A 25,275-nucleotide genomic window follows, 5' to 3' on the forward strand; every position below is an offset into this window, starting at 1 on the left:
CGTCGGGTGCTGCTGGTCTGATTGAGGTAGGCGTATATGTATAGCTTGAGCAGATCGCCGGGATGATAAGGGCGTCGGCCTGTGTGAGCCGTCTGCGCTTTCCTGAAACCCATCTCAGACAGGTTCAGTGAATCCACAAAGGCATCAATGACGCGAACCGGGTGATCTTCGGGGACGTAATCTTCGACGCTGGGCGGAAGCAGAAGCGTCTGACTTCGGGGAGTGCCTTCCAGATGTCTCATAAAAAATAACCGCGAGCCATGTCGCGGTTATTTTGCCAGCTTGGGAGGCTGTTTTCACACAGCCTCCGGAGGCTGCCTTTTCAGGAGATGCAGGGTGTATGGCTGATTAGCCGTTACCCTTGCGCATCTGTTCGTATTCGTCTTCGAAGAAGAACTTCTCTTCACCGAACGCCGGCTCCAGCTCGTGCAACCAGGTGGCGGTTTCGCTGTACTTCGCGAAGAACGGGCGCTGAACCCAGTCCGGGTTACGGCCCTGCAGGAATCGCAGCACGAAGACTTTCTCGCCCTTGATCTCGGTGATGCCCTGGATTTCCACCTTGCCGGGACCGGCACTCATGGACGGGCCACGGGCGGTACGGGCCAGGCCGGAGACCTGTTTGATGGCCTCACGGTAGATGTCGTAGGCCTTCGCCAGCGGAACTTCAAAGTAGTTCTTGGCGCCGGTATCCCGCTCTACGAACATGTAGTAGGGGATGATGCCCAGCTTCACTTCCTTCTTCCACAGCTTGGCCCAGTCGTCGGCATTGTCGTTCACATGCTTGATCAGCGGGCCTTGGGCGCGAATCTCGGCACCTGTAGCGCGGATGCGACGGATCGCCTCTTCCGCGATATCGGTGGTGATTTCCTGCCAGTGGTTGTAGTGGGCCATCAGCGCCACATGCTTGCCGGCATCAACCAGTTTCGCGAACAGCTCAATCAGTTCGTCGGCATCCTTGTCGGTCACAAACCGGTACGGCCAGAAGGTCAGTGCCTTGGTGCCGATGCGGATGGTCTGGATGTGATCGAACTCCGGCTCCAGCAGCGGCTCGAGATACTGCACCAGGTTCTTGGTTTTCATCACCATGGGGTCGCCGCCGGTCATCAGCAGGTCAGTGACCTCGGTGTGCTGCTTCAGGTAACCATGCAGCTGCTCTGCATCACTGCTGGCGATGCGCAGGTCCTTGTCACCGACAAACTGTGCCCAGCGGAAGCAGAAGGTGCAGTAGGAGTGGCAGGTCTGGCCCTGGGCCGGGAAGAACAGCACGGTTTCCCGGTACTTGTGCTGCAGGCCTTCCAGCGGCACCCCGTCCAGGGTGGGCAGGTTCATTTCCATCTGTCCCGCCGGGTGCGGGTTCAGTTCGTCGCGGATTTCCTTGGCAACCTTCTGGATCAGCTTCTTGTCGGCCCCTTCCCGATGCAGCTTGGCCATGCGCTCGAAGTGCTCTTCCTTCAGCATGCCTTTCTGGGGGAACACCAGCTGATACAGCGGGTCGTTGGGAACGTTGTCCCAGTTGATCAGTTCGTTGATGACGTATTCGTTGACACGGAAGGGCAGCACGCTGGCCACCACTTTCATTTCGAACAGAGTCTCTTCGGGAAGATTCTGGATAACCTCGATCTTGTCGAGTTGGCGGTCGGTGTAGACCTGGAAACGACGCTCTTCAAACTCGACGGTCGGAATCCGGTTCGGGAAGGTGACGATGGAATTCATGGATCGCCCTCTGTCTGAGTGAAATTGCCGGCGGCCGGAATGCATCAGCCACCACTGTTCAAAAATCAGGCAGGCAAGTATACCGGAAAGGAACAACATTTTCAGGTCTAATTAATAAAATGATGTTCGCCGTGACGGAAGTTCTTTGTGTCTCGGTAACTTGCCGGGTTATCGCGGTGGTTCGATGCCTTATCAATGATATTGCAAGCAATTGGCGTCATGATCCCGTCACACCTTTTCAGCGCCAAGATATTTAGTGCGAAAAGCATTGTGACCGCGGAAACGTGGACCGAGGCTAAATGCTGGTTCAGGTAGGCGGATGAGGGAGTCGCGCGATTTTTGCCGCGCCGTCGCCCTTGGTCTTTGGTCGAGTTGTGAAGGGTGTCGCAAGTTGGCAACATGCCTTCTATAGTCTTGACGTTCCTCTGAAAATTTCCCGGCACCAAAAGTGTCGGGTGATCCACCCCAAGTCCCCCGGCCGGAGACCCCGGCCAGACTGGACTATGCTTGGGGTAACGATTTTCCAGGCGGGTGTGTCACCAGCACCCGACCCTGTTCAGCGGCATCCTGGCCGCATAATCGAAGACATGGGAGGGTTCGATGTACCAGGACGATGACCCCACTGAAACCAGCGAATGGCTGGATGCACTGGAATCCCTGATTGAGAATGAAGGCGTTGACCGCGCCCGTTTTGTCCTGGAGCGCCTGTCAGAGCGCGCCAGCCGGGAAGGCACGGAACTGCCATATTCCATTACCACTCCGTTCCGTAATTCCATTCCGGTGACCAATGAAGCGCGCATGCCTGGCGACCTGTTCATGGAACGTCGTATCCGCTCCCTGATCCGCTGGAACGCCATGGCCATGGTGGTAAGGGCAAACCAGCGCCCGGGGGAGCTGGGCGGGCATATCTCCACCTTTTCCTCCGCCGCTACCCTCTATGACGTGGGCTTCAACTATTTCTTCCACGGTGGTGATGACAAGCGCGAGTCTGACCTGGTGTATTTCCAGGGGCACGCCTCCCCGGGCATCTATGCCCGTTCTTACCTTGAGGGCCGCTTCGACGAGGAACACCTGGACAAGTACCGGGAAGAGGTCGACGGCAACGGCCTGTCCTCCTATCCCCACCCCTGGCTGATGCCGGATTACTGGCAGTTCCCGACCGTCTCCATGGGTCTGGGCCCGATCCAGGCGATCTACCAGGCCCATGTCATGAAGTACCTGCACAGCCGGGAACTGATTGATATGGACAACCGCAAGGTCTGGTGCTTTGTCGGGGACGGCGAGTGTGACGAACCCGAAACCCTGGGGTCCATCTCCAAGGCAGGCCGGGAGAAGCTGGATAACCTCATTTTCGTGGTCAACTGCAACCTGCAGCGCCTGGACGGTCCGGTGCGGGGCAACGGCAAGATTATCCAGGAACTGGAAGGCATCTTCCGGGGTGCGGACTGGAACGTCATCAAGGTTGTCTGGGGCCGCATGTGGGATCCGTTGTTCGACAAGGATGAAGACGGTGTGATGCAGCGTGCCATGGATGAGATCTGCGATGGCGACCTGCAGAATTACACCAGCCAGGGTCCGGCCTACACCCGCAAGGAATTCTTCGGCAAGTACCCTGAACTTGCCAAGATTGCGGAGAACCTTTCCGATGATGATATCAACAAGCTGAACCGTGGCGGCCATGATCCCTACAAGGTGTATGCCGCCTATCACAAGGCCGTGCACGAGGCCAACGGCAAGCCCACGGTTATCCTTGCCCACACCATCAAGGGGTACGGCTTTGGCGCCGCAGGCGAGGCGCAGAACACCGCCCACTCCCTGAAGAAGCTCGACAAGGAAGCCCTCAAGGCGTTCCGGGACCGGTTCGGCGTGCCCCTCAAGGACGACGAACTGGAAGATATTCCTTATTACCGGCCAGCCCCGGACAGCCCGGAAATGGTCTATATGAAGAAGCGCCGGCAGGACCTGGGGGGCTTCTATCCCAAGCGCCGCAAGGATGCCCAGCCATTGAAGGTGCCTGAACTGAGCATCTTCAAGAGTGTGCTGGACGGTTCCGGTGACCGGGAAGTGTCCTCCACCATGACCTTTGTGCGCATCCTCAATGCCCTGGTGAAAGACAAGCGGGTGGGCAAGCGGGTAGTGCCCATTGTTCCTGACGAGGCCCGCACCTTCGGTATGGAAGGCATGTTCCGGCAGATGGGCATCTATACCTCCGAAGGCCAGAAGTACGTGCCCCAGGACCGGGACCAGATCATGTACTACCGGGAGGACAAGAAAGGCCAGATCCTGCAGGAGGGCATCAACGAGGATGGATCCATGGCGGCCTGGATGGCGGCGGCTACCTCCTATAGCCACAACAACTTCCCGTTGATCCCGTTCTACGTGTTCTATTCCATGTTCGGTTACCAGCGGGTGGGGGACCTGGTCTGGGCCTCCGGCGACATGCAGGCCAGGGGCTTCCTGATTGGTGGCACCGCGGGTCGCACCACGCTCAATGGTGAGGGCCTGCAGCACCAGGATGGCCACAGCCATGTATTGTTCAACGTGGTGCCCAACTGCCGTGCCTACGACCCGGCCTTCGGCTACGAAATGGCCGTGGTGGTCCAGCATGGCATCAAGGAGATGTTCGAGGACAATCGCAACGTCTTCTACTACCTCACCATCGAGAACGAGAACTACCAGCAGCCCGCCATGCCCAGTACCAAGGGCATTGAAGAGCAGATCATCAAGGGCATGTACAAGTTCGACTCGGTGGAAACCAAGGGCCGCAAGAAAACCCCACGGGTGCAACTCCTGGGTTCCGGTGCCATCCTCAATGAGGTCAGGGCTGCAGCCGAGCTGTTGCGGGACGACTGGAGCGTGGCCAGCGATATCTGGAGTGTTACCAGCTACAACGAACTGGCCCGTGACGGCATGCATGTGGAACGCTGGAACCACCTGCACCCGGATGACACCCAGAAGACGCCCTACGTTACGAAGTGCCTCGAAAAGCAGCAGGGTCCGGTGGTTTCCGCCACGGACTACATTAAGCTGCATTCCGAGCAGTTGCGGGCTTACATTCCCAAGACCTACTACACCCTGGGCACCGATGGCTTTGGTCGTAGTGATACCCGGGAGAAGCTGCGCAACTTCTTCGAAGTGGACCGCTACTACGTGGTGATCAACGCCCTGTCGGCGCTGGCCGAGGACGGCGAGATCAAGAAGGACCAGGTGCTGGAGGCCATGCGCAAGTACAACATCGACCGCAATAAACCCAACCCGGCGTACAGCTGAGGAGGCCGTTATGAGTGAACAGGACATCAAGGTTCCCGATCTCGGCGGCGCGGACGAAGTCGAGGTTATCGAAGTACTTGTCAGCAAGGGTGACACCGTTGAGGAAGAAGATCCCATCCTGACGGTGGAGTCCGACAAGGCCTCTGTGGAACTACCAGCCCCCTTTGCCGGCAAGATCACCAAGCTGTCCGTCAAGGTGGGCGACAAGCTTAGTGAAGGCGACGTGGTCGGCACGATCGATACCGATGCGGCCGGTGGCGGTGACGACGAAGACGAGGGCGACAGCGGCGAGGATGCGGACCAGTCGAAAGATGAAGCTGCAGAGAAGGCGCAGCCCGACAGCGACGAGGATGACCACAAGGGCAGGGCGAAGGATTCGGGCAAGGGCGGCCAGAAGCAGGGCAAGAAAGGCGGCAGCCGCAAGGAAACGGTGAAGGTGCCCGCCCTGGACGGCTTCGAGAATGTGCCCGTCATCGAGATCAATGTCAGTGAAGGCGACACGGTGGGCGAGGAAGAGCCACTGGTCACGGTGGAGTCCGACAAGGCCACCATGGAGATCCCGTCACCCTACGCCGGCAAAATCGACAAGATCCTGGTGAAGGAGGGTGACAAGCTCTCCGAAGGAGACGACCTGCTGGAAATGACTGTCGAGGAAGGCAGTGACAGCGGGGATGAAGATGAGGCTGGCACTGACCGGGCAGAGGAAAAAGCCGGCGACAAGGACGAAAAGTCCGACAAGGAGGACAAGGGCGGAAAGGATAAGGAACGCGGCGATACCTCGGAAGACAGCCAGGGTGACAGCACCTACCAGATGCCATCCCCCGGCGCCAAGGTCCATGCCGGTCCGGCAGTACGCAAGCTGGCCCGGGAGTTGGGGGCGGACCTCACCAAAGTGAAGCCCTCCGGTCCGAAGGACCGTATCCTCAAGGACGATGTGGAAGCCTACATCCGCCAGAACCTGAAGAAAGCCCAGGACGGCGGTTCGGTGGAAGGCGCCGGCATACCGGGCATCAAGCTGCCGGACTTCAGCCAGTTTGGTGAAGTGGAACGGGAAAGCATGTCCCGCATGATGACCGCCACCGCCACCAATATGCAGAAGAGCTGGCTGAACGTACCTCATGTCACCCAGTTCGATGACGCCGATATCACCGAGATGGAAGCCTTCCGCAAGGGCCAGAAGCAGGCAGGTGAAAAAAAGGGCGTCAAGCTCACGCCCTTGCCCTTCATCCTCAAGGCCTGCGCTGCTGCACTGTTGGAACTGCCCCAGTTCAACGTGTCCCTGGACATGGAACGCAAGGAGGTAGTGCGCAAGAAGTACGTTCACATCGGCATTGCCGTGGATACGCCCCACGGTCTGATGGTGCCGGTTATCCGCGACGTGGACCAGAAAGGCCTGTGGCAGCTGGCCGAGGAAGCCCAGGAGCTGGCGGACAAGGCCCGGGACAAGAAGCTCAAGCCGGCGGAGATGCAGGGAGCCTGTTTCTCCATCACCAGCCTGGGCGGCATTGGCGGCACCGCGTTCACCCCCATCGTGAACACCCCGGAGGTGGCCATATTGGGCGTCTCCAGGGCGGCGATGAAACCGGTGTGGGACGGCGAGGCCTTCCAGCCACGGCTGATGCTGCCGTTGTCCCTGTCCTACGACCACAGGGCCGTGAACGGGGCGGACGCAGCCCGGTTTACCAACCTGCTGGGGCAGTTGCTGGGGGATATCCGGCGGCTGTTGTTGTAGGCGCGAGTCAGGGAACCCGCCTCCTCTCACCCTCTCCCCAACCCTTCTCCCGTCAAGGGAGAGGGAAAGTACGACGAGGCACCTGTGTAAGGCCCCTCTCCCTTGACGGGAGAGGGGAAGTACGAAGAGGCACCTGTGTAAGGCCCCTTTCCCTTGACGGGAGAGGGGAAGTACGACGAGGCACCTGTGTAAGGCCCCTTTCCCTTGACGGGATAGGGGAAGTACGAAGAGGCACCTGTGTAAAGCCCCTCTCCCTTGACGGGAGAAGGGTTGGGGAGAGGGTGAAAGCAGGCGAGTCGAGAAGTTTCCGGCCTTGTTTCACGCTTTGAAGTACACTGCCTTCATGAACTTCCTCAACTCCACCACCTTCGCCTTCCTCGACCTGGAAACCACCGGCGGCTCGGCGGGCCATGATCGTATTACCGAGATTGGTATCCGCTTCTGGCGCGATGGCGAGGTCGTGGACGAATGGCAAACCCTGCTTAACCCGCAGATGCGCATTCCCCCGTTTATTGAGCGGTTCACCGGCATCAGTAACGAGATGGTCGCAGACGCACCGTTGTTTGAAGACATTGCGGATGAGCTGGAAGAACGTCTGAAGGGCTCGGTGTTCGTCGCCCATAATGCCCGCTTTGACTATGGCTTCGTAAAGGCGGAGTTTCGGCGGTTGTTGCGCCCATTCGCGGCGAAGGTACTGTGCACCGTCAAACTGTCCCGGCGTCTATATCCCCAGTACAAACGCCACAACATGGATGCCCTGATACAGCGCCACGGCCTTGGCGCTGTGCAGCGGCACCGGGCCATGGGTGATGTCACCGCCATGATGGAGTTCTTCAACCACGCGCTTGCCGACCATGGTAACGAAAGCGTGGAAGAGGCCGTTCGCACCCTGCTGCAACGCCCCAGCGTGCCCTCCCATATGCCCCCGGATGTACTGGACGAGGTGCCGGCGGTGCCCGGTGTGTACCGGTTCTATGGTGAGAACGATGTGCTGCTGTACGTCGGCAAGAGCACCAACATCGCCCAGCGGGTGGCCTCCCATTTCTCCGGTGATCATAATTCCGGCAAGGGCATACGCCTGTCCGAAAGCATGCGCCGCCTGGAGTGGACAGAGACTGCCGGCGAACTGGGGGCCCTGCTGCTGGAACTCAAACAGATCAAGGGCCTGCGGCCCATGTACAATCGCCGCTCCCGGCCGGCCAAGGCACTCTGGAGCATCGAGCTGACCGAGAGCGGGCAGGGGTACCTCCAGGCCCGGCTGGTTCGGCAGATCGAACCTCACCGGCTGGGCCACTATTACGGCCTGTTCCGCAGCAAGCGGGATGCCCTGAGGGCCCTGACCGGCATCGCCAGCAAGAACGAGCTCTGCAACAAACTCCTCGACCTGGAACCGGCGGACCAACAGGGCCCCTGCTTCCAGCGAACCCTGGGGCGTTGCAAGGGCGCCTGTGAAGGAGAAGAAGATGTCACCCGCTACAACCTTCGGGTGCAGATTGCCTTCCACAGCCTGCGGCTGAAAACCTGGCCCTGGCAGGGACCGGTCGGCGTGATGGAGCAAAACCCCAACACCGGCCGCACTGATATCCTGATCATTTACAACTGGATGCACGTGGCGACCGTACACTCGGAAGAAGAACTGAGCGATCTCAGCCTGCGGGGTACCGCCGTCACTTTTGACATGGACTCCTACAAACTGGTGGTCAAGGCCCTGTCCGGCAAAGGCATTGGTGGCCTGCAGATCCTCGAACTGCCGCCGATTGGTGAGCCGGATATCCTCGCGGTCTCCCCGGAAAACAGCTGAGTTTTCCACACACTCCCGCTCTGGCGTATGATAAGGCTTTCCAACCCCGGCCCTGTGCGGAACAGAGGCCGGCTCCGCAAGGTCCAGAGAGGAAAGTATGAACAGAGAACCCGTCACCCGCGAACTCTTCAACGACGTCATGGTCCCCAACTACGCTCCCGGCGCCATGATTCCCGTGCGAGGTGAAGGGTCACGACTCTGGGACCAGCAGGACCGCGAATACGTCGACTTCGCCGGTGGTATTGCCGTCAACAGCCTCGGCCACGCCCACCCGGGCCTGATCGGTGCGCTCCAGGAGCAGGCCGAAAAGCTCTGGCACGTATCCAACGTACTCACCAACGAACCGGCCCTGCGCCTGGCCAGGACCCTGTGTGAGCTGACTTTCGCCGAACGCGTGTTCTTCGCCAACTCCGGTGGTGAAGCCAACGAAGCGGCCTTCAAACTCGCCCGTCGCCACGGCTGGACCCACCATGGTCCGGAGAAACACGAGATCATCTCGTTCACCAACTCATTCCACGGCCGCACCCTGTTCACCGTCAGCGTGGGCGGCCAGCCCAAATACCTGGAAGGCTTTGAACCAGCACCGGGCGGCATCCACCACGCCACCTACAACGACCTGGGTTCGGTAAAGGCACTCATTTCCAAACAAAAAACCTGCGCCATCGTGGTCGAACCTATTCAGGGCGAGGGCGGCGTACTGCCCGCTGAACCGGAATTCCTCCAGGGCCTGCGCGATCTCTGCGACGAAAACGATGCACTACTCGTATTCGACGAAGTCCAGACCGGCGCCGGCCGCACCGGTCACCTCTACGCCTACGAGCATTACGGCGTCACCCCGGACATCCTCACCAGCGCCAAGGGCCTGGGCGGCGGCTTCCCGGTGGCGGCCATGCTCACCACCACCGCAATCGCCGAAAGCCTCGGCGTCGGCACCCACGGCAGCACCTACGGCGGCAACCCCCTGGCCTGCGCCGTGGCCCAGAAAGTCATCGACACCATCAGCCAGCCGGAAATCCTCAAAGGCGTCCGCGCCCGCTCCGACAAACTCCGCAAGGGCATGATGGCCATCGGTGAGAAATACAACATCTTCACCGAAGTCCGCGGGGAAGGGCTGCTGCTGGGCTGCGTGCTGACCGAAGAGTGGCAGGGCAAGGCCAAGGACTTCGTCGCCGCTGCCCAGGAACAGGGCCTGCTTATCCTCGTGGCCGGCGGCAACGTCGTCCGCCTGGCCCCCTCCCTGATCATCCCCGACCAGGATATTGAAGAGGGACTGGAGCGATTTGAGAAGGCGGTGGCTACACTGGTGGAGTAGTCAGATTTTCTGAAAGTTGCAGGAAATGGCGTGGCAGGTAGTTCTTTGAAGCTATGTAAAGACAGGATGTTTCGCACCAGCGAATAGCACGAAGTTTCGGCGGACGGGCTGGTATGGCTTTCCGGGACCTTCAAAAACAGGGACGTTTTTGAAGAGCCTACATGGACGTATTCACGGCGTGTCCCGGAAAGCCTTGCCAGACCGGCAGCCCTGCACCAAACCTGAAGTCCTGGAGGGGGTAATGCTCATAATCAGGCCATTAGCCGAAAATGATCTCGATGATCTCTATGAAATGGCCGCCTCAGCCGGCAACGGCCTCACAACCCTCCCTCCGGACCGCACCCTCCTCAAAACCAAGATCGACAAAGCCCAGGCCACTTTTAACGGCCAATGCCCCCCGGACGCCGGCCTCTACCTCTTCGCCCTCGAAGACACAGAGCAAAAACGCTGCGCAGGCATAAGCGGCATCCAGGCCCGCGTCGGCCTCGACGAAGTCTTCTACAACTACCGCCTCAGCATCACCGTCAGCGACAGCCGCGAACTCAACGTCCACGTAAGGACCCCCACACTCTACCTCACCAACGACATGACCGACGCCACCGAAATCGGCTCCCTGCTGCTGGCCGACAGCCACCGGGGCGGCGGCAACGGCCTGCTGCTCTCCCGCAGCCGATTCCTGTTCCTGGACGAATTCCGCGAGCATTTCTCCGACAAAATCTTCGCCGAAATGCGCGGCGTCTCCGACGAACAGGGACAAAGCCCCTTTTGGGACGCCCTGGGCCGGCGCTTCTTCGACATGGAGTTTGTCGAGGCTGACAGACTCTCCGCACGGGGCAACAAATCCTTCATCGCCGAGCTCATGCCCCGCTTCCCCATCTACCTGTCTTTATTGCCCGAGAGTGCCACCGAAGTCATCGGCAAGGTCCACAAAAACACCGAACCGGCCCTCAACATGCTTCAGGCCGAAGGCTTCAACTTCAACGGCCTGGTGGACATCTTTGACGGCGGCCCGGTGGTGGAAGCCTTCCTCCACAACATTCGTACCATCCGCCAGAGCATCCTGCGCCCGGTAAGGCGGGTCGACCGGCCTTTGCTGAGCAATCTGCCGGCCGGGGAGCGGGTCATGGTCAGCAATCGCTCCTTTGAAGACTTCCGGGTTGGCACCTTGCCCAGGGCCGCCATCCGTGATGAAGAGGTACAGATGCCGGGGCCCATCATGGAGGCACTGGGGGTGGCCGAAGGTGACCAGGTAAGGATCGCGCCCTTGAAAGAAGCGCTGTTCTGACCAATACCTTTAGTATCAACCAGGATCATTCGCTGATAGTCCCACCCGCCGGCAGGGGATCATAACCCCGACAGGGTGTACCTGCTCGGGCCGATACTGGTAATACCATCTTCAAATGGGCACGGGAGGTGTTCCATGAGCCTTACGCTAACCGGAGAACTGTTTATCAACGGCCTTTGGGCTTCCGGCCATGGAGAGGAGCTGGAGTCCATCCACCCGGTGACCGGCGAAACCCTGTGGCAAGGGCTTGGTGCCGGTCTGGACGATGTGAATGCTGCAGTGAAAGAAGCCCGCGAGGCGTTCCCAGCCTGGGCACGACGGCCTGTGAGCGAGCGGGAGGCCATCATCCGTCGCTTCGGCGAGCTGCTGGAAGAGCATCGCGAAGAACTGGCCCACCAGATTGGCTGTGAAACCGGCAAGCCGCTGTGGGAATCCCGCACGGAAGTGTCCGCCATGATCGGCAAGATCGACATTTCGGTCAGGGCGCAGCAAGAGCGGGCCGGCGGGCGAACCTCCGAAGTGCCTGGAGGAAAGGCAGTACTGCGCCACAAACCTCACGGGGTGGTCGCCGTATTCGGCCCATACAACTTCCCCGGGCACCTGCCCAATGGCCATATCGTTCCCGCACTTCTGGCGGGCAACACAGTCGTGTTCAAACCCAGTGAGCTTGCCCCGGGCGTTGCGGAAATGACGGTGCGGCTGTGGCACCTGGCGGGCCTTCCGGACGGCGTGGTGAACCTGGTGCAGGGGGAAGCTGACACCGGCCGGGCGTTGGCCGGGCATGCACAGATCGACGGATTGTTCTTCACCGGCAGCTCAACAGTAGGGAAACTTCTCCACGAACAGTTCGCCAGCCAGCCCCACAAGATCCTGGCGCTGGAAATGGGTGGCAATAACCCGCTGATCGTTGAGGATGTAAAAGACACCCGTGCTGCGGTTCACCACACGTTGCAGTCGGCATTCCTGTCGGCAGGGCAGCGCTGTACCTGTGCACGCCGGTTACTGGTGCCCGAGGGCAAGGCAGGGGATGCGTTCCTGGAGAAGCTGGTCGAGGCTGCCAAGGACATTACGGTCGGTCAGTACGACGCGGACCCGCAGCCCTTCATGGGTGCGGTTATCTCGCCGGACGCTGCCGGCCGGCTGATGGAAGCCTGGCACAAGCTGACGGCGGCGGGTGGCAAGGCGCTGCTGGAGATGGTGCATGAGGAAGGCACAGGGTTGCTGACCCCGGGCATTGTGGACCTGACCGGGGTGGAGGCACCTGATGAGGAGTATTTCGGGCCGCTACTGAGTGTTTACCGGTACAAGGGTTTTGATGAGGCCATCGAGTTGGCCAACAACACCCGGTTTGGTTTGGCGGCCGGTATCCTGACGGATAAGCGAGCGTTATATGACCAGCTGGTGGAGGAGGTCCGCGCCGGTATCGTGAACTGGAACCGGCCACTGACCGGTGCCAGCAGCGCTGCGCCCTTTGGTGGGGTAGGGGATTCCGGTAACCATCGGCCCAGTGCCTATTACGCTGCGGATTATTGTGCCTGGCCTATGGCTTCCCTTGAGTCTGAGCGGGTGTCGTTGCCGGACGAATTGGCTCCCGGGCTGAAGCTGTAGTTTCCTGGTGTCTCGTTTGGGTGCTTGTATCCCAAAGCCGTGTCTTCGAGCATGGGAGCGCGTGCCCACAGGTCGATAAGATTTTCCGGGACACGCCGTGAATCCATCCATGGAGGCTCTTCAAAAACGTCCCTGTTTTTGAAGGTCCCGGAAAATCTTCTCAACCCGTGGACACTCGGACCTTTCGGTTGCCTGAAGCATAAAGATGCAAGTCATCGTTAAGGATTCGGTTATTGAGCGCCCGCTGTTCGGCTTGTGTGCTGGCGCTGAAATTTTTGTTAACACCCTCTCCCTTGATGGGAGAGGGCCGGGGAGAGGGTGGAGCAGGCAGCTGAATATTAGGGGCCGTCGCGGGTTGAGGAGGCCTTTCGGGACCTTCAAAAACAGGGACGTTTTTGAAGAGCCTACATGGACGTATTCACGGCGTGTCCCGAAAGGCCTCATCGGCCTGCGGGGGCCTCCACCCAAGCCAGCAGATAAAGATCTATACACCCAACGCGCAGATTAGTCCGAAAGCAAAGGCCAAACTCCATGGATACCTACAACCCAAAAAAAACAAAGACCCAAGCCAAAACCCGGGAAATGAACCTGGATGGCCTGGTCGGCCCGACCCATAACTACGCGGGCCTCGCCAGGGGCAACCTTGCCTCTGGAGCCAATGCCAACCAGGCGTCCAATCCGAAAGAGGCGGCGCTTCAGGGCCTGGCCAAGATGAAAGCCCTGGCCGACCGGGGCCTGCTTCAGGGCGTTCTGCCACCCCAGGAACGTCCCCATATGCCTACATTACGGCGCCTGGGCTTTACCGGCACCGAGGAGGCCATGCTCACCCGGGTGGCAAAGGAGTCACCGGAGCTGCTCTCAGCGGTCAGCTCAGCCTCCTCCATGTGGGTTGCCAACGCCGCCACTGTCTCACCGGCGGCAGACACGGCTGACCATCGGGTGCACTTTACCCCCGCCAACCTGGCATCCAGCTTTCACCGGTCACTGGAGGCGGCGGAAACCGGCCGCATCCTCAAGTCGATTTTCACTGACGAGGCCTGGTTCGCCCACCACGCTCCGCTGCCGTCGGTGCCCCAGTTTGGTGACGAAGGCGCTGCCAATCATACCCGTCTGTGTGCCGGCCATGGCAGGCCCGGGGTGGAGTTGTTTGTGTATGGCCAGATGGCCTTCGACAGCCGTGCCGCGATACCGCAAACCTACCCGGCAAGGCAGACCCTGGAGGCCTCCCGGGCCGTGGCCCGCCTCCATGGGCTGAAACCGGAACGAACGGTCTTCGCCCAGCAGAACCCGGCGGCCATTGATGCTGGGGTGTTCCACAACGACGTGATCACCGTGGGTAATGAAAACCTGCTGTTCTACCATGAACAAGCATTCCTGAATGAGGAACCCATGCTGGCGGAGTTGCGGGAGAAACTCGGGGATACACCGCTGGAAACAATCCGTGTGACGTCCGGCCAGGTGTCGCTCAGGGATGCGGTGTCATCCTATTTGTTCAACAGTCAGCTGTTGTCGGTGGAACACGGCATGTTATTGGTGGTGCCGGCGGAGTGCCGTGAGGTGCCATCGGTTAACCGGTACCTGGATGAGGTGCTGGCGGCTGATAACCCCATCACCGGCATCGAAACCTTCGACCTGCGCCAGTCCATGCGCAATGGCGGCGGCCCGGCCTGTCTGCGTTTGCGGGTGGCGCTGGCAGACGAGGCGGTTGCAGCGATGAACCAGGGTGTGTTGCTCAGCGACGATCTCTACAACCGGCTGGTGGCCTGGGTGCAGGGGCATTACCGGGATGTGCTAGTACCTGCGGACCTGGCTGATCCTGACTTACTGAAAGAAAGCAGGCACGCCCTGGATGAACTGACCGGGATTCTTGGGCTGGGGTCGATCTACGATTTTCAGCATGAGGTGTAACGTGTGGTGCGCGGTGCAAGTCCTATGTAGGACTTTCTGATCATCAACGCCACCCGGTGTCCCACCGGCACCTTCGGGTTTGGGAAGATAACCGCCTCCGGCTGATCGCCTACCCGGTATTGCGTGTCCGCATCCTCCCAGATCAGGGTGCCGGGGGCATACTCCGTAAAGTTGGCCACGTCGTCCGCCACGTGAAAGCGGAAACCCTCCCCGGTATTGATGACCTCGTGCACTACCTGGAATATCTCGGGGCGCTGTGGCTCGGCAGCCGTCGCCAGTGGCCTTTGTTCCAGCAGGTTAATCAGGGCCCCTCTCAGCCGGCCCAGTCGGGTCAGGTCGTTATGGCCGAATGGTTCCACCTTGCCCAGTTCCAGGGTAAAGCTTTCCGCGGCCAGATACTCCGAGCTGAAGCCTGAAAACGTCGTTGCTCGTCTGTGCTGCAGCAATACGGTCCCAATGTCGGCATCGGTCAGGAAATCAAGCTCACTGTCCGGCACCTGTCGGCCGTCGACAAAGGGGTAGAGGGCGAACTTCTCCCGTTTCGAGGGCCTGATGGCGGTGTGCAGGTCGTAGTGCCTGAGTGGCAAGCTGGTTTCATCCGCAAACTCCCGGCAAACCGCCTCCAGCTGACTGGCCCGGCGGGTTTCGTAGCCCTCCGGGTAAGCCTCCCATGCCCCGCAGAACAGTCGGTTCAGGTTGTGCTTCAGGAACCGTTCGCCAGCCACCATTGCCGGCGGGTTGCCGAGGATCAGTAGCAGCGGAATACGGGAATGCAGTCGGCCCTGAAGCAGGTCGTTAACCTGGGCGTTGAGCAGCTCGATAGGAGCAGTCTCGTTACCATGGATGCCGGCAGACAGGATCAGGCCGGTTTTCGGGATTGTTCCAGCGTCAGGGTGGTAGCGCAGCAGGCCGGTGCCCAGGCGTTGCAGCTGTCCGCCATCGGGCAGGGTTACAGCCGCTACCGGGCAGGCCTGTTCGCTCATCGCCAGGGTGTGGGATAACCAGTCTCCGTGGCGATCGAACAGCGCCTGCGCCGGGCCCATTGCTCAGCCCCCGGCGGGGCGCTGGTGTCGGAGCAGGTGGTTCTCCAGCTTGCGGAAGGCGAACACCAGCAGGAAGGTCAGGGCCATGTAGATCAGGGCCACCCCGATAAACGCCTCGAAGGGCGCATAGAACCGTGAGTAGATATTACGGGCCGCCCCGGTCAGGTCCACGATGGTCACCACGCTGGCAATGGCGCTGGCGTGGAGCATGAAGATGACTTCGTTGGAGTAGGCCTGCACCGCGCGACGGGCGGCGCTGGGCAGCACGATGCGACGCAGCCGCAGGAACCAGCTCATGCCATAGGCCTTGGCTGCTTCAATCTCGCCCTGGGGAGTGGCCGCAATGGCGCCCCGGAAGATTTCCGTGGTATAGGCTGCGGTGTTCAGGGTGAAGGCCAGCAGGGCTGGGTAGAAGGGCTCACGGAAGATGGACCACCAGAAGGTTTCCTGGATGCCGGGAATCTGGGCCAGTCCATAGTAGATGATGTACAGCTGGATCAGCAGTGGCGTGCCCCGGAACAGGTAGGTATACACCCACACCGGTCCGGACACCCACCAGCGGCGGTTCGTTCTCAGGATGGCCAGGGGCACGGCCACCAGCAGGCCGATGATCAGGGACAGGAAGACCAGTTGCACCGTCTGTACCAGGCCGTTCCAGTACTCCAGCATGGTCATGGTGGTGAAGACGTCGTTCTGGTCCAGCCAGGCGGTAATGAAGTCCGGCATATCAGCCTTCCCCCTGCACGACGCCGACGTTGGCCCGGCGATCGAGCCACTTGATAAACAACTCGGTTACGGCGGTCAGGGCAAGGTAGACCGCTGCAACCGGGATAAAGAACAGGAAAGGCGACCGTTCAGCCTTGGCCGCTTCCTCCGCCACGCGAACCATGTCGGTCAGGCCAATGATGGATACCAGCGCGGTGGTTTTCAGCAGCACCTGCCAGTTGTTGCCGATACCGGGCAGGGCATGGCGCATCATTTGGGGTGCCATGACCCGGCGGAAGGTATGCCAGCGGGTGAAACCATAGGCCCGGGCCGCTTCGATCTGGCCAGCTTCCACCGCCAGGAAGGCGCCGCGGAAGGTTTCAGCCATGTAGGCACCGAAGATCAGGCCGATGGTCAGTACACCGGAAATAAACGGGTCGAACTGGAAGAACCAGTCGATCTCGTAGTGTTCGTAGAGCAGGTCTGAAATGCCGTTGACCAGGACCTGGCCACCGTAATAGAACAGCAGCATCATGACCAGGTCCGGTACACCCCGGACGATAGTCGTGTAGGTAGTGGCTACCCCCCGGGCAACCCGGCTGGCAGACAGTTTGGCAGCAGCGCCGGTGAGACCCAGGAACAGGGCCAGCAGAAGGGACAGCAAGGCCAGTTCGATGGTGACGACCGCGCCTTCGGCAAGCTGCGGACCATAGCCTTTTAGATCGATCATGGGGGCATCCGGGCAGAGGTGGCCGGGCAGGCCCGGCCACCTCGTGGTTTACATCTTGATGTCGTAGCTGAAGTATTTCTCCATGATGGCGTCGTAGGTGCCATCATTCTTCAGGGTCTCGAGGGCTGCGTTGATTTCCTCGGCCAGGTCCTTGTCACGCTTGCGCATAGCAACGCCGACGCCTTGACCCAGCTTGACCGGCTTGCCCACTTCCTTGAACCCGTCCTTGCTCAGTACGGTCTGCTCGCCCACCGGGTAGTCCACGAAGACCACGTCCAGGCGCTGGCCTTCCAGGTCCAGGACCATGTCATCGGCAGTGGTGTAGCGCTTGATGGTGACCACGCCGCCCATGTTCTCGGTTACATACGTATCCATGGTGGTGCCACGCTGAACGCCCACGGTCTTGCCTTCCATTGCCTTCATGTCGGTGACGTCGGTGTCGAAGCCTTCAGGGGCAAACCAGCCGCCCGGGGTGTTGTAGTAGGGCTCGGAGAACAGTACACGCTCTGCCCGCTCCTCGGTAATGGACATGGAGGACATGATGGCGTCGAACTTGCGTGCCAGCAGGCCCGGAATCATGCCATCCCACGCCTGGGTGACGAATTCGCAGTTGGCCTTCAGTTCCTCACACATGGCTTCGGCCAGTTCCACTTCAAAGCCGGTCAGGTTGCCGTCGTCATCCCGGTACTCGAAGGGCTCGTAGGGCACATCAAAGGCGATGCGGATATCCCTGCCGTCCTGGGCCTGTACGGAGCCGGCCATCATGGCCAGGGCGCAGCCCGCTGCAACAATCATTTTCTTCATGGGGTTTCTCCAGTGTTGCGATTTCAGGGTTGTCGGGACTCTTTTTTCCAGTCCTGTTTTTTCGTTTTACCAGCGTTTGAGCTGGCTCAGAACCGGGGCGCGAGGAACTGCTGCATGCGCTCCGATTCCGGGTGATCGAAGACTTTTTCAGGGCTTCCCTGTTCTTCGATCACTCCCTGATGCAAGAACAGGACCTGGCTGGACACATCCCGGGCGAAGGCCATCTCGTGGGTCACCACGATCATGGTGCGCCCTTCCTCGGCCAGTCCCTGCATCACTTTCAGAACCTCGCCCACCAGTTCAGGATCAAGGGCAGAGGTGGGTTCGTCAAACAGCATCACCTCCGGCTCCATGGCCAGGGCACGGGCGATGGCCGCCCGCTGCTGCTGCCCGCCAGACATCTGGGCCGGGTAGTAGTCCTTGCGCTCATAGATGCCCACCTTGTGAAGATAGGCCTCTGCACGCTCGATTGCCTCTTTCCGGGGCATTTTCAGCACATGTACCGGTGCTTCGATAACGTTTTCGAGCACCGTCATGTGGGACCAGAGGTTGAACCCCTGGAACACCATGGAAAGTCGCGCGCGGATCTGCTCCACCTGGCGGTTGTCGGCGGGAATACGCTCGCCCTTGCGATCCGTTTTGAAGCGGATTGGGTCGCCATGCACGATAATGTCGCCAGAGGTGGGTGTTTCCAACAGGTTAATGCAGCGCAGGAAGGTACTCTTGCCGGAGCCGGAACTGCCGATCAGCGACACCACATCGCCCTTGCGGGTTTCCAGGGAAATGCCCTTGAGCACCTCGTTCTGGTCGAAAGTCTTGTGGATGTCCCTGCAGATCAGGGGGGCGACGTCCGCCATGGCCATACTCCGGTAATGACTTCTTCATGATGCGTGAAAAATACACGAAAGATCCGCCACCATGAACAGAAAATGCACGCATTTTACAGAAAGGCGCTCTTTGTACGGATTGCGACACAGAAAATCAATAGGCGCCCCAAGGCAGGATAGCTGAATTAATCAACCAAAGTCTGGTGGTGCTCCGGCACTTGCTTCCTTATGATGACCTGAAACAACAGCCATAATCGCGACAGGTTGAATCATGTCAGTGGCAAACTCCCATGAAACGGACACGCCCCGGCCCATTGACGGGCGTACGGATTTTCCCCCTGTGTACCGGGCAAGCCTCGCTGATCGCTTCCGGCGCTTTCTCAGCCCGGACTCTGTGATCACCGACGACGAGACCATCCGCCCCTACGAGTGCGACGGCCTTTCCATGTACTGCGAAATGCCGCAGATGGTGCTATTGCCGGAAACCGTGGAACAGGTGCAGCAGATCATGCGGATCTGCCACGCTGAAGAAGTACCAGTGGTGGCCCGGGGCGCCGGCACAGGGCTGAGTGCCGGCGCCATGCCCCATGCCGGTGGTATTGTTCTGTCGCTGGCCAGGTTCAATCGCATTCTCTCCATCGATCCGCAGGCCCGCAGCGCCCGCCTCCAGCCGGGTGTTCGTAACCTGGCCATCAGCGAGGCGGCAGCAAGGCATGGCCTCTATTATGGCCCGGATCCGTCCTCCCAGATCGCCTGCACCATTGGCGGCAACGTGGCCGAGAACTCCGGAGGCGTGCATTGCCTCAAATATGGTCTGACGGTGCACAACCTGCTGAGCGTGGAAGTGGTGACCGCAGAGGGCGAGCGGGTGACCATTGGCAGCGACGGTTATGACAGCTGTGGCATGGACCTGCTGGCCCTGATGACCGGCTCCGAAGGGTTGCTGGGTATTGTCACCGAGGTGCAGGTCAAACTGTTACCGAAGCCGGAGGTAGCCCAGGTGGTCATGGCCGGGTTTGATACTGTCCAGGCAGCCGGCGCGGCCGTGGCCGGGATCATCGGCCATGGCATTATCCCCGGTGGCCTGGAAATGATGGACGGCTTTGCCATCCAGGCGGCCGAAGACTTCGCCCATGCCGGTTACCCCACCGATGCGGCAGCCCTGTTGCTGTGCGAGGTGGACGGTACCGAGGAAGAAGTGCACGACCACATCCACCAGGCCGAATCCCTGTTCCGGGCGCTGGGGGCCACGTCGGTGCGTACCTCCGGCTCTGAGGAGGAAAGGGCATTGCTGTGGAAAGGCCGCAAGTCCGCCTTCCCGGCGGTAGGGCGAATCTCCCCGGACTATTACTGCATGGATGGCACCATTCCCCGAAGCCAGCTGGCCCACGTTCTTACGGAAATGCAGCGCCTGTCAGACCATTACGGGCTGCGCGTTGCCAACGTATTCCACGCCGGTGACGGCAACCTGCACCCGCTGATCCTGTTCGACGCCAATGTGGAAGGGGAGTTTGAGCGTACCGAAGCCTTCGGTGGTGACATCCTGAACCTCTGCGTCGCCGTTGGTGGCAGCATCACCGGCGAGCACGGTGTCGGGATGGAGAAAATCCGGCAGATGCCCAATCAGTTCGGCAACCTCGAAGTCTCCCAGTTCCATGCCATCAAGCAGGCCTTCGATACCCTGGGCATCCTGAACCCAGGCAAGGGTGTGCCTACCCTTCGCCAATGCCAGGAGTACCGTGCCATTGGCCCCCTGCGCCAGCCAGACGTTGCACAGGCAGGGGAGGCCCATCATGGGTGATATCAGCCAACAGCTGGCAGAACAGGTTAAACAGGCGGCTGAAACGGGTACAGCATTGGCCATCACCGGCGGCGGCAGTAAGCCTTTCCTCGGGCGTGGCCTGCGGGGGCAGCCCCTGAGCCTGGCAGAGCATACCGGCATTGTCAGTTATGAACCGGTGGAGTTGGTGATGACCGCAAGGGCAGGGACCCGCCTGGCGGATATCGATGCGGTGCTGGCGGAGAACAATCAGCGCCTGGCGTTCGAGCCACCGCGGTTTGGCGACACGGACACCATCGGCGGTACCCTGGCCGCGAACCTGTCCGGCCCGGGCCGTCCCTGGCAGGGCTCGGTGCGGGACCACGTGCTGGGCCTGCGGCTGATCAATGGTCGGGGCGAACACCTGAAGTTTGGTGGCCAGGTAATGAAGAATGTGGCGGGCTATGACGCCTCCCGTTTGCAGGCCGGAGCCCTGGGTACCCTGGGTGTGATCACAGAGGTCTCCCTGAAGGTGCTGCCGCTGCCAGCCATGGAGCAGACCCTGGTACAACCCATGGCGCAACAGCAGGCCATCGACACCATGAACCAGCTGGCCGGCCAGCCCAAACCCCTGTCGGCGGCTTGCTGGTACGACGGCCACCTGTATCTGCGCTTGTCCGGTGCGGCCACCGCCGTGGAGGCAACGGCAAAGCGCTGGGTGGCTGACAGTGGTGGCGAAATGAATGTGCTTGAGGACGGCGAGGCCTTCTGGCGTGATCTTCGTGATCAGCGGCTGTCCTTCTTTAGTGGTAGTGAGCCCTTGTGGCGTTTCTCCGTCAACCCGACCGCTGCCCTGGAGGAGTTGGGTGAGAGGACACTGATTGACTGGGGTGGTGCCCAGCGCTGGAGCAGGCAGGACGAATCCCTGTCCGTCATGGCGGAACGGGCCGCCCGGGCCGGAGGGCAGGTGAGCCTGTTCTGCCACGGTGACCGCAGCGGAGAGGTGATGCATCCTCAGCCGTCGCCGTTGCGAACCATCCAGAAGCGCCTCAAGGCGGCCTTTGATCCCAACGGTATTTTCAATCCCGGACATCTTTATAGCTGGCTGTAATCATGCAAACCAACCTTGTTCAGGAATTCGCAGCACAACCGGAAGGCCAGGAAGCCGAAGCCATCTTGCGCAGCTGCGTGCATTGTGGTTTTTGCACGGCGACCTGTCCCACCTACCAGGAGTTGGGTGACGAGCGGGACGGCCCCCGCGGGCGCATCTACCTGATGAAAATGTTCCTGGAGGGGCACGAAACCACCGAAAGGACCCAGGAGCACCTGGACCGGTGCCTGAGCTGCCGGGCCTGCGAAACAACCTGCCCTTCCGGCGTGCAGTACGGCCGCCTGCTGGATATCAGCCGCGGGCTGATGGAAGACCGGATAGAGCGTCCTGCACGGGAGCGGTGGCTGCGACAGGCGCTGTTGCGGGTGCTGCCCAATCGGCGCCTGTTCGGAAGCTTGCTGCGGGTCGGCCAGCTTGCCCGCCCCCTGGTGCCTGAACCCCTGCGCAGCAAGATTCCCCCGAGACGTGAAGCCAGCCCCTGGCCTGCGGGCAGCCACCCTCGCAAGGTGCTGGCCCTGGCCGGGTGTGTGCAGCCCTCGGCGACACCGAACACCAACGCCGCTGCGGCAAGGGTGCTGGACCGCCTGGGTATTACCCTGGTAGAGGCGCCGGCGGCGGGCTGCTGTGGCGCCGTCAGTTACCATCTCGGAGAGCATGGCGATGGCCTCGACTACATGCGGCGTAATATCGACGCCTGGTGGCCGGCTATTGAAAACGGGGCCGAGGCAGTGGTCATGACGGCGTCCGGATGCGGAGCCATGGTCCAGGACTATGGTCATTTGTTGAAGGACGACCCGGCATACGCAGACAAGGCCCGCCGGGTGAGCGAACTGACGATGGACCTGGGCGCGTTTCTGCTGCAGCAGGACCTGGGCAGCCTGGGCCTGGCGAAAGGGCAGGGCAAGGTGGCCTTCCACTGTCCTTGCACTCTGCAGCATGCCATGAAGCAGAGCGGGGTGGTGGAGCAGGTACTGGAAAAGGCGGGCATCACGCTGGCGGAAACCACCGATAAACACCTTTGCTGCGGCTCCGCCGGTACCTACTCGGTGCTGCAACCGGAACTCAGCCAGCGGCTATTGGCCAACAAACTTGCTGCGCTCACCGTGGACCAGCCAGATGAGATTGTCACCGCCAATGTTGGGTGCCAACTGCACCTGGAAACCCGCGCATCCGTGCCGGTGCGACACTGGATCGAGTTGCTGGACCGATGACCGGCGGTGCCGGCCCATGACATTCCCTCAATAATGCCGACGTACCTGCATACCTGTGCTACCTTGAGGGAGCATGGTCAGAAAACACTTGGAAAGTCATCATCCATCAAGGAGATAGGCAATGGCAGCACAATCACAGGACGTTAAGGCATCCAACGCTGAATACGAGCAGGTCAAAGCTGACCTTAAGGCATTGCGCGAAGACCTGGCCAAACTGAGCAAGAGCGTGGCCGACGGACAGAAGAGCAACCTGAACAATTTCCGTGACGAAATTCGCCGGGAAAGCCAGGAAGCGCTGGACTACGCCCGCGGTGCCGGTGAGAAGGCACTCCACGAAGCTGAAGAGCGTATCTCTGAGCGACCGTTCCTGACGGTCATCATCCTCTTCCTGGCCGGACTGGTGGTTGGCAAGCTGCTCGACCGGTAACCATGTATTCCAAACAGGAAATTGAAGGGCTGGCCCGCAAGGCCATTGCCGCGCTCATCGGAGCACTGCTGGCATTTGCCTTGCTGTCGGCCCTCCTCATCGCTGGCCTGGTCTTGCTTCTGTGGGCCGCGACGGCAGGCCTTACGCCCCTGGTGGGGCAAGCCGGTGCGCTTGCCATATCCGGCGCTGCCTGCTTTCTGCTTTTGGGTCTCTTCTTCTGGCGATTGATCCGCTCCCGGGCGACATCGGGAGAAGGTGACGGCGATGGAGAACAGAGCCCAACCATGCGCGAGCGCCTCGAACAGGCCATCCGCGATAATCCCCTGGAAGCTGCGCTGGGTGCGTTTGCGCTCGGCATCTTCGGCCAGGCGGATGCCCGCTTCAGGGCGATGGTGCTGCAAAGCGGGATCGCCTTTATGCGTCAGGCAAAGGCAGAGTCTTCCGGATCGGCAGAAGAACCGGGGGAAGCAGCTGGTGAAGCCGGCGCTGGTGATGGCACACCACTGGGTGGTGAGCCCTGAGTGTTTCGGGCTCACCTGCTACGTTCAGCTCCTGCTGGTTTCGCGCTCCGGACAGGGATTCTTCCTGTCAGAGTAAGCCTGCGTAGGCGCAGTAGAGAAAGGCCGCTGATCCGGTCAGGATAACCAGCCAGGCGGGAATGATCATGTCGCTGCGTCGAACCGTTTTCATTGTTGCCCCTTTTGTTGTTATTGATGCATGTCAACTTCTATACGGTTTTCAAACAGCATAGATCATTTAGTGGGCAATCGCTAAACAAGAATTAAAAGAATTTGCACCATAACGTACCGGGCGTGGGCCGGTTGGCGCATTCACGGTCCTGCAACGGTCGGGCCCCGTCGTCACTGCTGCCCGGTGTCGTCCACTGTCTGGATGCCGGGAAAGAACGAAGACCGGTGTGGGTTGCCATCAAGCGGATAGAGCAGTGCATCCACAAAGTCGAGGCTTGGGAACATGACGTCGGGGTGGTCCAGCCCCTGGGCTGTCTGCTCCCCGCTCACAACAAGTCTCAGGGTCGCCCTGGGTTCACCGGTGGCGGCATTGACCCGTATGGCCATGCGGGCAGACTGCTCAAAGGGGACGGCACGGTTGCCGGTGTCATGGACCAGCAGGATAGGCGGGAAGTCTTCGCTGACCTGCGCCACGGGGCTGGCTTCCAGCGCCAGCTCACTCATATAGGCCAGGTAGCCCGTCAATGCATCGGCGGCATCGCGGGTCTGCTCCGGCAGGTTGGTGATATCCGATGCGCCGTTCCAGGACACCACACCCTGCACCGCCGACGATGCCTCTGCGTATCCCATCCCGGGGTCTTCTGCGGCCGGGTTGTTATTGGTGGCGCCCAGCATCTGTGCAATATGGCCACCGCTGCCACGGCCCCAGGCAACCAGGTGTTCGGTATCCAGCTGGTACTGTTCGCCATTGGCACGCAGGAAGCGGATGGCAGCCTTGGCGTCATGCAGCTGCCCTGGCCAGAGTGCCTCGTCAGCCAGTCGGTACCCCACATTGACCAGGGCGTACCCCTGGTAGATGGCCTGGTAGGCGACCGCATCTGCGGCGGCCGTCCGGTTGCCTGATTGCCAGTCCCCGTCGTGGAAGTAAACGATGGTCCTATAGGGTGGTTCGCCCTCGAAGGGGTAGATGATGTTGAGACGCTGACGGGGGCTGGTCCGATTGACCGTATAGTCTATGTCTTGCTCGACTCTCCAGAACTGCCCCAGATCAACCTGCCCGGTTACCCTGTCGGCCTCAACCTGGTTTTCGGATTTCTCGAGGCGGTCCTCCATTCGCCGCAGCGCCTGGCGGAAATCTGCCAGCAGTTCGGGCGTAGCCTCGCCGGATATTTCCAGGCTAACCGGAGGAATCTGTCGCGCCTCGGCCAGGCCTCCTGCAAACGGAAGTGCCAGCAATACGGAGAGAACGATCCTGCGGGTCAAGCCGGGCTCCTGGGATGTTGTCGAAAATGAAATCGGTGGGCGGCAAGGATAAGGCTTGTTGCGTCCTTCGTCACCCG

The 25,275-nt window shown here is 60.5% G+C and carries 20 protein-coding genes; 12 read left to right on the forward strand and 8 right to left on the reverse strand.

All coding sequences use genetic code 11. The features are described 5' to 3' along the window. Together BM036_RS19970 and BM036_RS17000 are read right to left on the reverse strand one after the other, a co-directional pair. Window positions 1–242 (reverse strand): transposase (locus BM036_RS19970; RefSeq protein WP_143066638.1); only part of this gene is annotated, 242 nt, incomplete at its 3' end. Between the two features lie 106 nt (window positions 243–348). Next, a complete protein-coding gene (locus BM036_RS17000; RefSeq protein WP_091854544.1) occupies window positions 349–1,713 on the reverse strand; it encodes a KamA family radical SAM protein in 1,365 nt (454 codons plus the stop codon). A gap of 600 nt (window positions 1,714–2,313) precedes the next feature. Between BM036_RS17000 and aceE the strand changes: the two genes are divergently transcribed. The 7 genes from aceE to astB all read left to right on the forward strand — a co-directional run bounded on the left by aceE (window position 2,314) and on the right by astB (window position 14,629). After that, window positions 2,314–4,983 carry a pyruvate dehydrogenase (acetyl-transferring), homodimeric type gene (gene aceE / locus BM036_RS17005; protein ID WP_091854546.1) on the forward strand — a complete coding sequence of 890 codons (2,670 nt, stop codon included), beginning with the start codon at window positions 2,314–2,316 and terminating at the stop codon, window positions 4,981–4,983. A 10-nt stretch (window positions 4,984–4,993) separates the two neighbouring features. After that, window positions 4,994–6,715, forward strand: coding sequence for a dihydrolipoyllysine-residue acetyltransferase (gene aceF, locus BM036_RS17010; protein ID WP_091854548.1), 1,722 nt, complete (start codon window positions 4,994–4,996; stop codon window positions 6,713–6,715). 343 nt (window positions 6,716–7,058) lie between these two features. After that, window positions 7,059–8,516, forward strand: coding sequence for an exonuclease domain-containing protein (locus BM036_RS17015; protein WP_091854588.1), 1,458 nt, complete (start codon window positions 7,059–7,061; stop codon window positions 8,514–8,516). Between the two features lie 97 nt (window positions 8,517–8,613). After that, on the forward strand, window positions 8,614–9,828 hold the full coding sequence (locus BM036_RS17020) for an aspartate aminotransferase family protein (RefSeq protein WP_091854550.1): 1,215 nt from the start codon (window positions 8,614–8,616) through the stop codon (window positions 9,826–9,828). Window positions 9,829–10,069: 241 nt separating this feature from the next. Continuing rightward, window positions 10,070–11,113: an arginine N-succinyltransferase gene (gene astA / locus BM036_RS17025; protein WP_091854552.1), complete on the forward strand. Its 1,044-nt coding sequence runs from the start codon at window positions 10,070–10,072 to the stop codon at window positions 11,111–11,113. Between the two features lie 135 nt (window positions 11,114–11,248). Next, window positions 11,249–12,721, forward strand: a complete 1,473-nt coding sequence (gene astD, locus BM036_RS17030; RefSeq protein ID WP_091854553.1) for a succinylglutamate-semialdehyde dehydrogenase — start codon at window positions 11,249–11,251, stop codon at window positions 12,719–12,721. A gap of 531 nt (window positions 12,722–13,252) precedes the next feature. Further along, on the forward strand, window positions 13,253–14,629 hold the full coding sequence (gene astB / locus BM036_RS17035; RefSeq protein WP_091854555.1) for an N-succinylarginine dihydrolase: 1,377 nt from the start codon (window positions 13,253–13,255) through the stop codon (window positions 14,627–14,629). Here astB and astE read toward each other — a convergent pair. The 5 genes from astE to BM036_RS17060 all read right to left on the reverse strand — a co-directional run bounded on the left by astE (window position 14,614) and on the right by BM036_RS17060 (window position 18,768). Continuing rightward, entirely contained in the window at window positions 14,614–15,672 is a 1,059-nt protein-coding gene (gene astE, locus BM036_RS17040; protein WP_091854556.1) for a succinylglutamate desuccinylase, read from the reverse strand. The genes astB and astE overlap by 16 nt on opposite strands. A 3-nt stretch (window positions 15,673–15,675) precedes the next feature. Continuing rightward, window positions 15,676–16,398 carry an ABC transporter permease gene (locus BM036_RS17045; RefSeq protein WP_091854558.1) on the reverse strand — a complete coding sequence of 241 codons (723 nt, stop codon included), beginning with the start codon at window positions 16,396–16,398 and terminating at the stop codon, window positions 15,676–15,678. Window position 16,399: 1 nt separating this feature from the next. Beyond that, window positions 16,400–17,107, reverse strand: a complete 708-nt coding sequence (locus BM036_RS17050; protein ID WP_091854560.1) for an ABC transporter permease — start codon at window positions 17,105–17,107, stop codon at window positions 16,400–16,402. Window positions 17,108–17,155: 48 nt separating this feature from the next. Continuing rightward, the gene (locus tag BM036_RS17055) at window positions 17,156–17,911 is read right to left on the reverse strand and encodes a transporter substrate-binding domain-containing protein (protein WP_091854562.1); all 756 of its coding nucleotides are present in this window, start codon (window positions 17,909–17,911) and stop codon (window positions 17,156–17,158) included. A gap of 86 nt (window positions 17,912–17,997) precedes the next feature. Continuing rightward, window positions 17,998–18,768, reverse strand: a complete 771-nt coding sequence (locus tag BM036_RS17060) for an ABC transporter ATP-binding protein (RefSeq protein ID WP_091854564.1) — start codon at window positions 18,766–18,768, stop codon at window positions 17,998–18,000. A gap of 241 nt (window positions 18,769–19,009) precedes the next feature. On the opposite strand from BM036_RS17060, the gene BM036_RS17065 reads away from it, so the two are divergent. The 5 genes from BM036_RS17065 (at window position 19,010) to BM036_RS17085 (ending at window position 23,767) form a co-directional block, all read left to right on the forward strand. Then, window positions 19,010–20,539, forward strand: a complete 1,530-nt coding sequence (locus BM036_RS17065; protein ID WP_091854566.1) for an FAD-linked oxidase C-terminal domain-containing protein — start codon at window positions 19,010–19,012, stop codon at window positions 20,537–20,539. After that, complete coding sequence (gene glcE / locus BM036_RS17070; RefSeq protein ID WP_091854568.1) at window positions 20,532–21,608, forward strand: glycolate oxidase subunit GlcE; 1,077 nt, start codon at window positions 20,532–20,534, stop codon at window positions 21,606–21,608. The genes BM036_RS17065 and glcE overlap by 8 nt, the downstream gene beginning before the upstream one ends. 2 nt (window positions 21,609–21,610) lie before the next feature. After that, a complete protein-coding gene (glcF, locus tag BM036_RS17075; RefSeq protein ID WP_091854570.1) occupies window positions 21,611–22,819 on the forward strand; it encodes a glycolate oxidase subunit GlcF in 1,209 nt (402 codons plus the stop codon). A 121-nt stretch (window positions 22,820–22,940) separates the two neighbouring features. Then, window positions 22,941–23,246, forward strand: coding sequence for an ElaB/YgaM/YqjD family protein (locus tag BM036_RS17080; RefSeq protein WP_091854572.1), 306 nt, complete (start codon window positions 22,941–22,943; stop codon window positions 23,244–23,246). 2 nt (window positions 23,247–23,248) lie between these two features. Then, a complete protein-coding gene (locus tag BM036_RS17085) occupies window positions 23,249–23,767 on the forward strand; it encodes a hypothetical protein (RefSeq protein ID WP_091854574.1) in 519 nt (172 codons plus the stop codon). Between the two features lie 339 nt (window positions 23,768–24,106). Here the strand turns inward: BM036_RS17085 and BM036_RS17090 are convergent, their stop codons facing one another. After that, complete coding sequence (locus BM036_RS17090) at window positions 24,107–25,198, reverse strand: alpha/beta hydrolase (RefSeq protein ID WP_091854576.1); 1,092 nt, start codon at window positions 25,196–25,198, stop codon at window positions 24,107–24,109. Between the last annotated feature and the right edge of the window lie 77 nt (window positions 25,199–25,275).

Source organism: Marinobacter segnicrescens, assembly GCF_900111555.1.
In the GTDB taxonomy this organism is placed as follows: domain Bacteria; phylum Pseudomonadota; class Gammaproteobacteria; order Pseudomonadales; family Oleiphilaceae; genus Marinobacter; species Marinobacter segnicrescens.

Excerpts from the sequence above, each read along its gene's own strand:
- BM036_RS17000 (WP_091854544.1), bottom strand. The coding sequence starts at position 1,713 with ATGAATTCCATCGTCACCTTCCCGAACCGGATTCCGACCGTCGAGTTT.
- aceE (WP_091854546.1), top strand. The coding sequence starts at position 2,314 with ATGTACCAGGACGATGACCCCACTGAAACCAGCGAATGGCTGGATGCA.
- aceF (WP_091854548.1), top strand. The coding sequence starts at position 4,994 with ATGAGTGAACAGGACATCAAGGTTCCCGATCTCGGCGGCGCGGACGAA.
- BM036_RS17015 (WP_091854588.1), top strand. The coding sequence starts at position 7,059 with ATGAACTTCCTCAACTCCACCACCTTCGCCTTCCTCGACCTGGAAACC.
- BM036_RS17020 (WP_091854550.1), top strand. The coding sequence starts at position 8,614 with ATGAACAGAGAACCCGTCACCCGCGAACTCTTCAACGACGTCATGGTC.
- astA (WP_091854552.1), top strand. The coding sequence starts at position 10,070 with ATGCTCATAATCAGGCCATTAGCCGAAAATGATCTCGATGATCTCTAT.
- astD (WP_091854553.1), top strand. The coding sequence starts at position 11,249 with ATGAGCCTTACGCTAACCGGAGAACTGTTTATCAACGGCCTTTGGGCT.
- astB (WP_091854555.1), top strand. The coding sequence starts at position 13,253 with ATGGATACCTACAACCCAAAAAAAACAAAGACCCAAGCCAAAACCCGG.
- astE (WP_091854556.1), bottom strand. The coding sequence starts at position 15,672 with ATGGGCCCGGCGCAGGCGCTGTTCGATCGCCACGGAGACTGGTTATCC.
- BM036_RS17045 (WP_091854558.1), bottom strand. The coding sequence starts at position 16,398 with ATGCCGGACTTCATTACCGCCTGGCTGGACCAGAACGACGTCTTCACC.
- BM036_RS17050 (WP_091854560.1), bottom strand. The coding sequence starts at position 17,107 with ATGATCGATCTAAAAGGCTATGGTCCGCAGCTTGCCGAAGGCGCGGTC.
- BM036_RS17055 (WP_091854562.1), bottom strand. The coding sequence starts at position 17,911 with ATGAAGAAAATGATTGTTGCAGCGGGCTGCGCCCTGGCCATGATGGCC.
- BM036_RS17060 (WP_091854564.1), bottom strand. The coding sequence starts at position 18,768 with ATGGCGGACGTCGCCCCCCTGATCTGCAGGGACATCCACAAGACTTTC.
- BM036_RS17065 (WP_091854566.1), top strand. The coding sequence starts at position 19,010 with ATGTCAGTGGCAAACTCCCATGAAACGGACACGCCCCGGCCCATTGAC.
- glcE (WP_091854568.1), top strand. The coding sequence starts at position 20,532 with ATGGGTGATATCAGCCAACAGCTGGCAGAACAGGTTAAACAGGCGGCT.
- glcF (WP_091854570.1), top strand. The coding sequence starts at position 21,611 with ATGCAAACCAACCTTGTTCAGGAATTCGCAGCACAACCGGAAGGCCAG.
- BM036_RS17080 (WP_091854572.1), top strand. The coding sequence starts at position 22,941 with ATGGCAGCACAATCACAGGACGTTAAGGCATCCAACGCTGAATACGAG.
- BM036_RS17085 (WP_091854574.1), top strand. The coding sequence starts at position 23,249 with ATGTATTCCAAACAGGAAATTGAAGGGCTGGCCCGCAAGGCCATTGCC.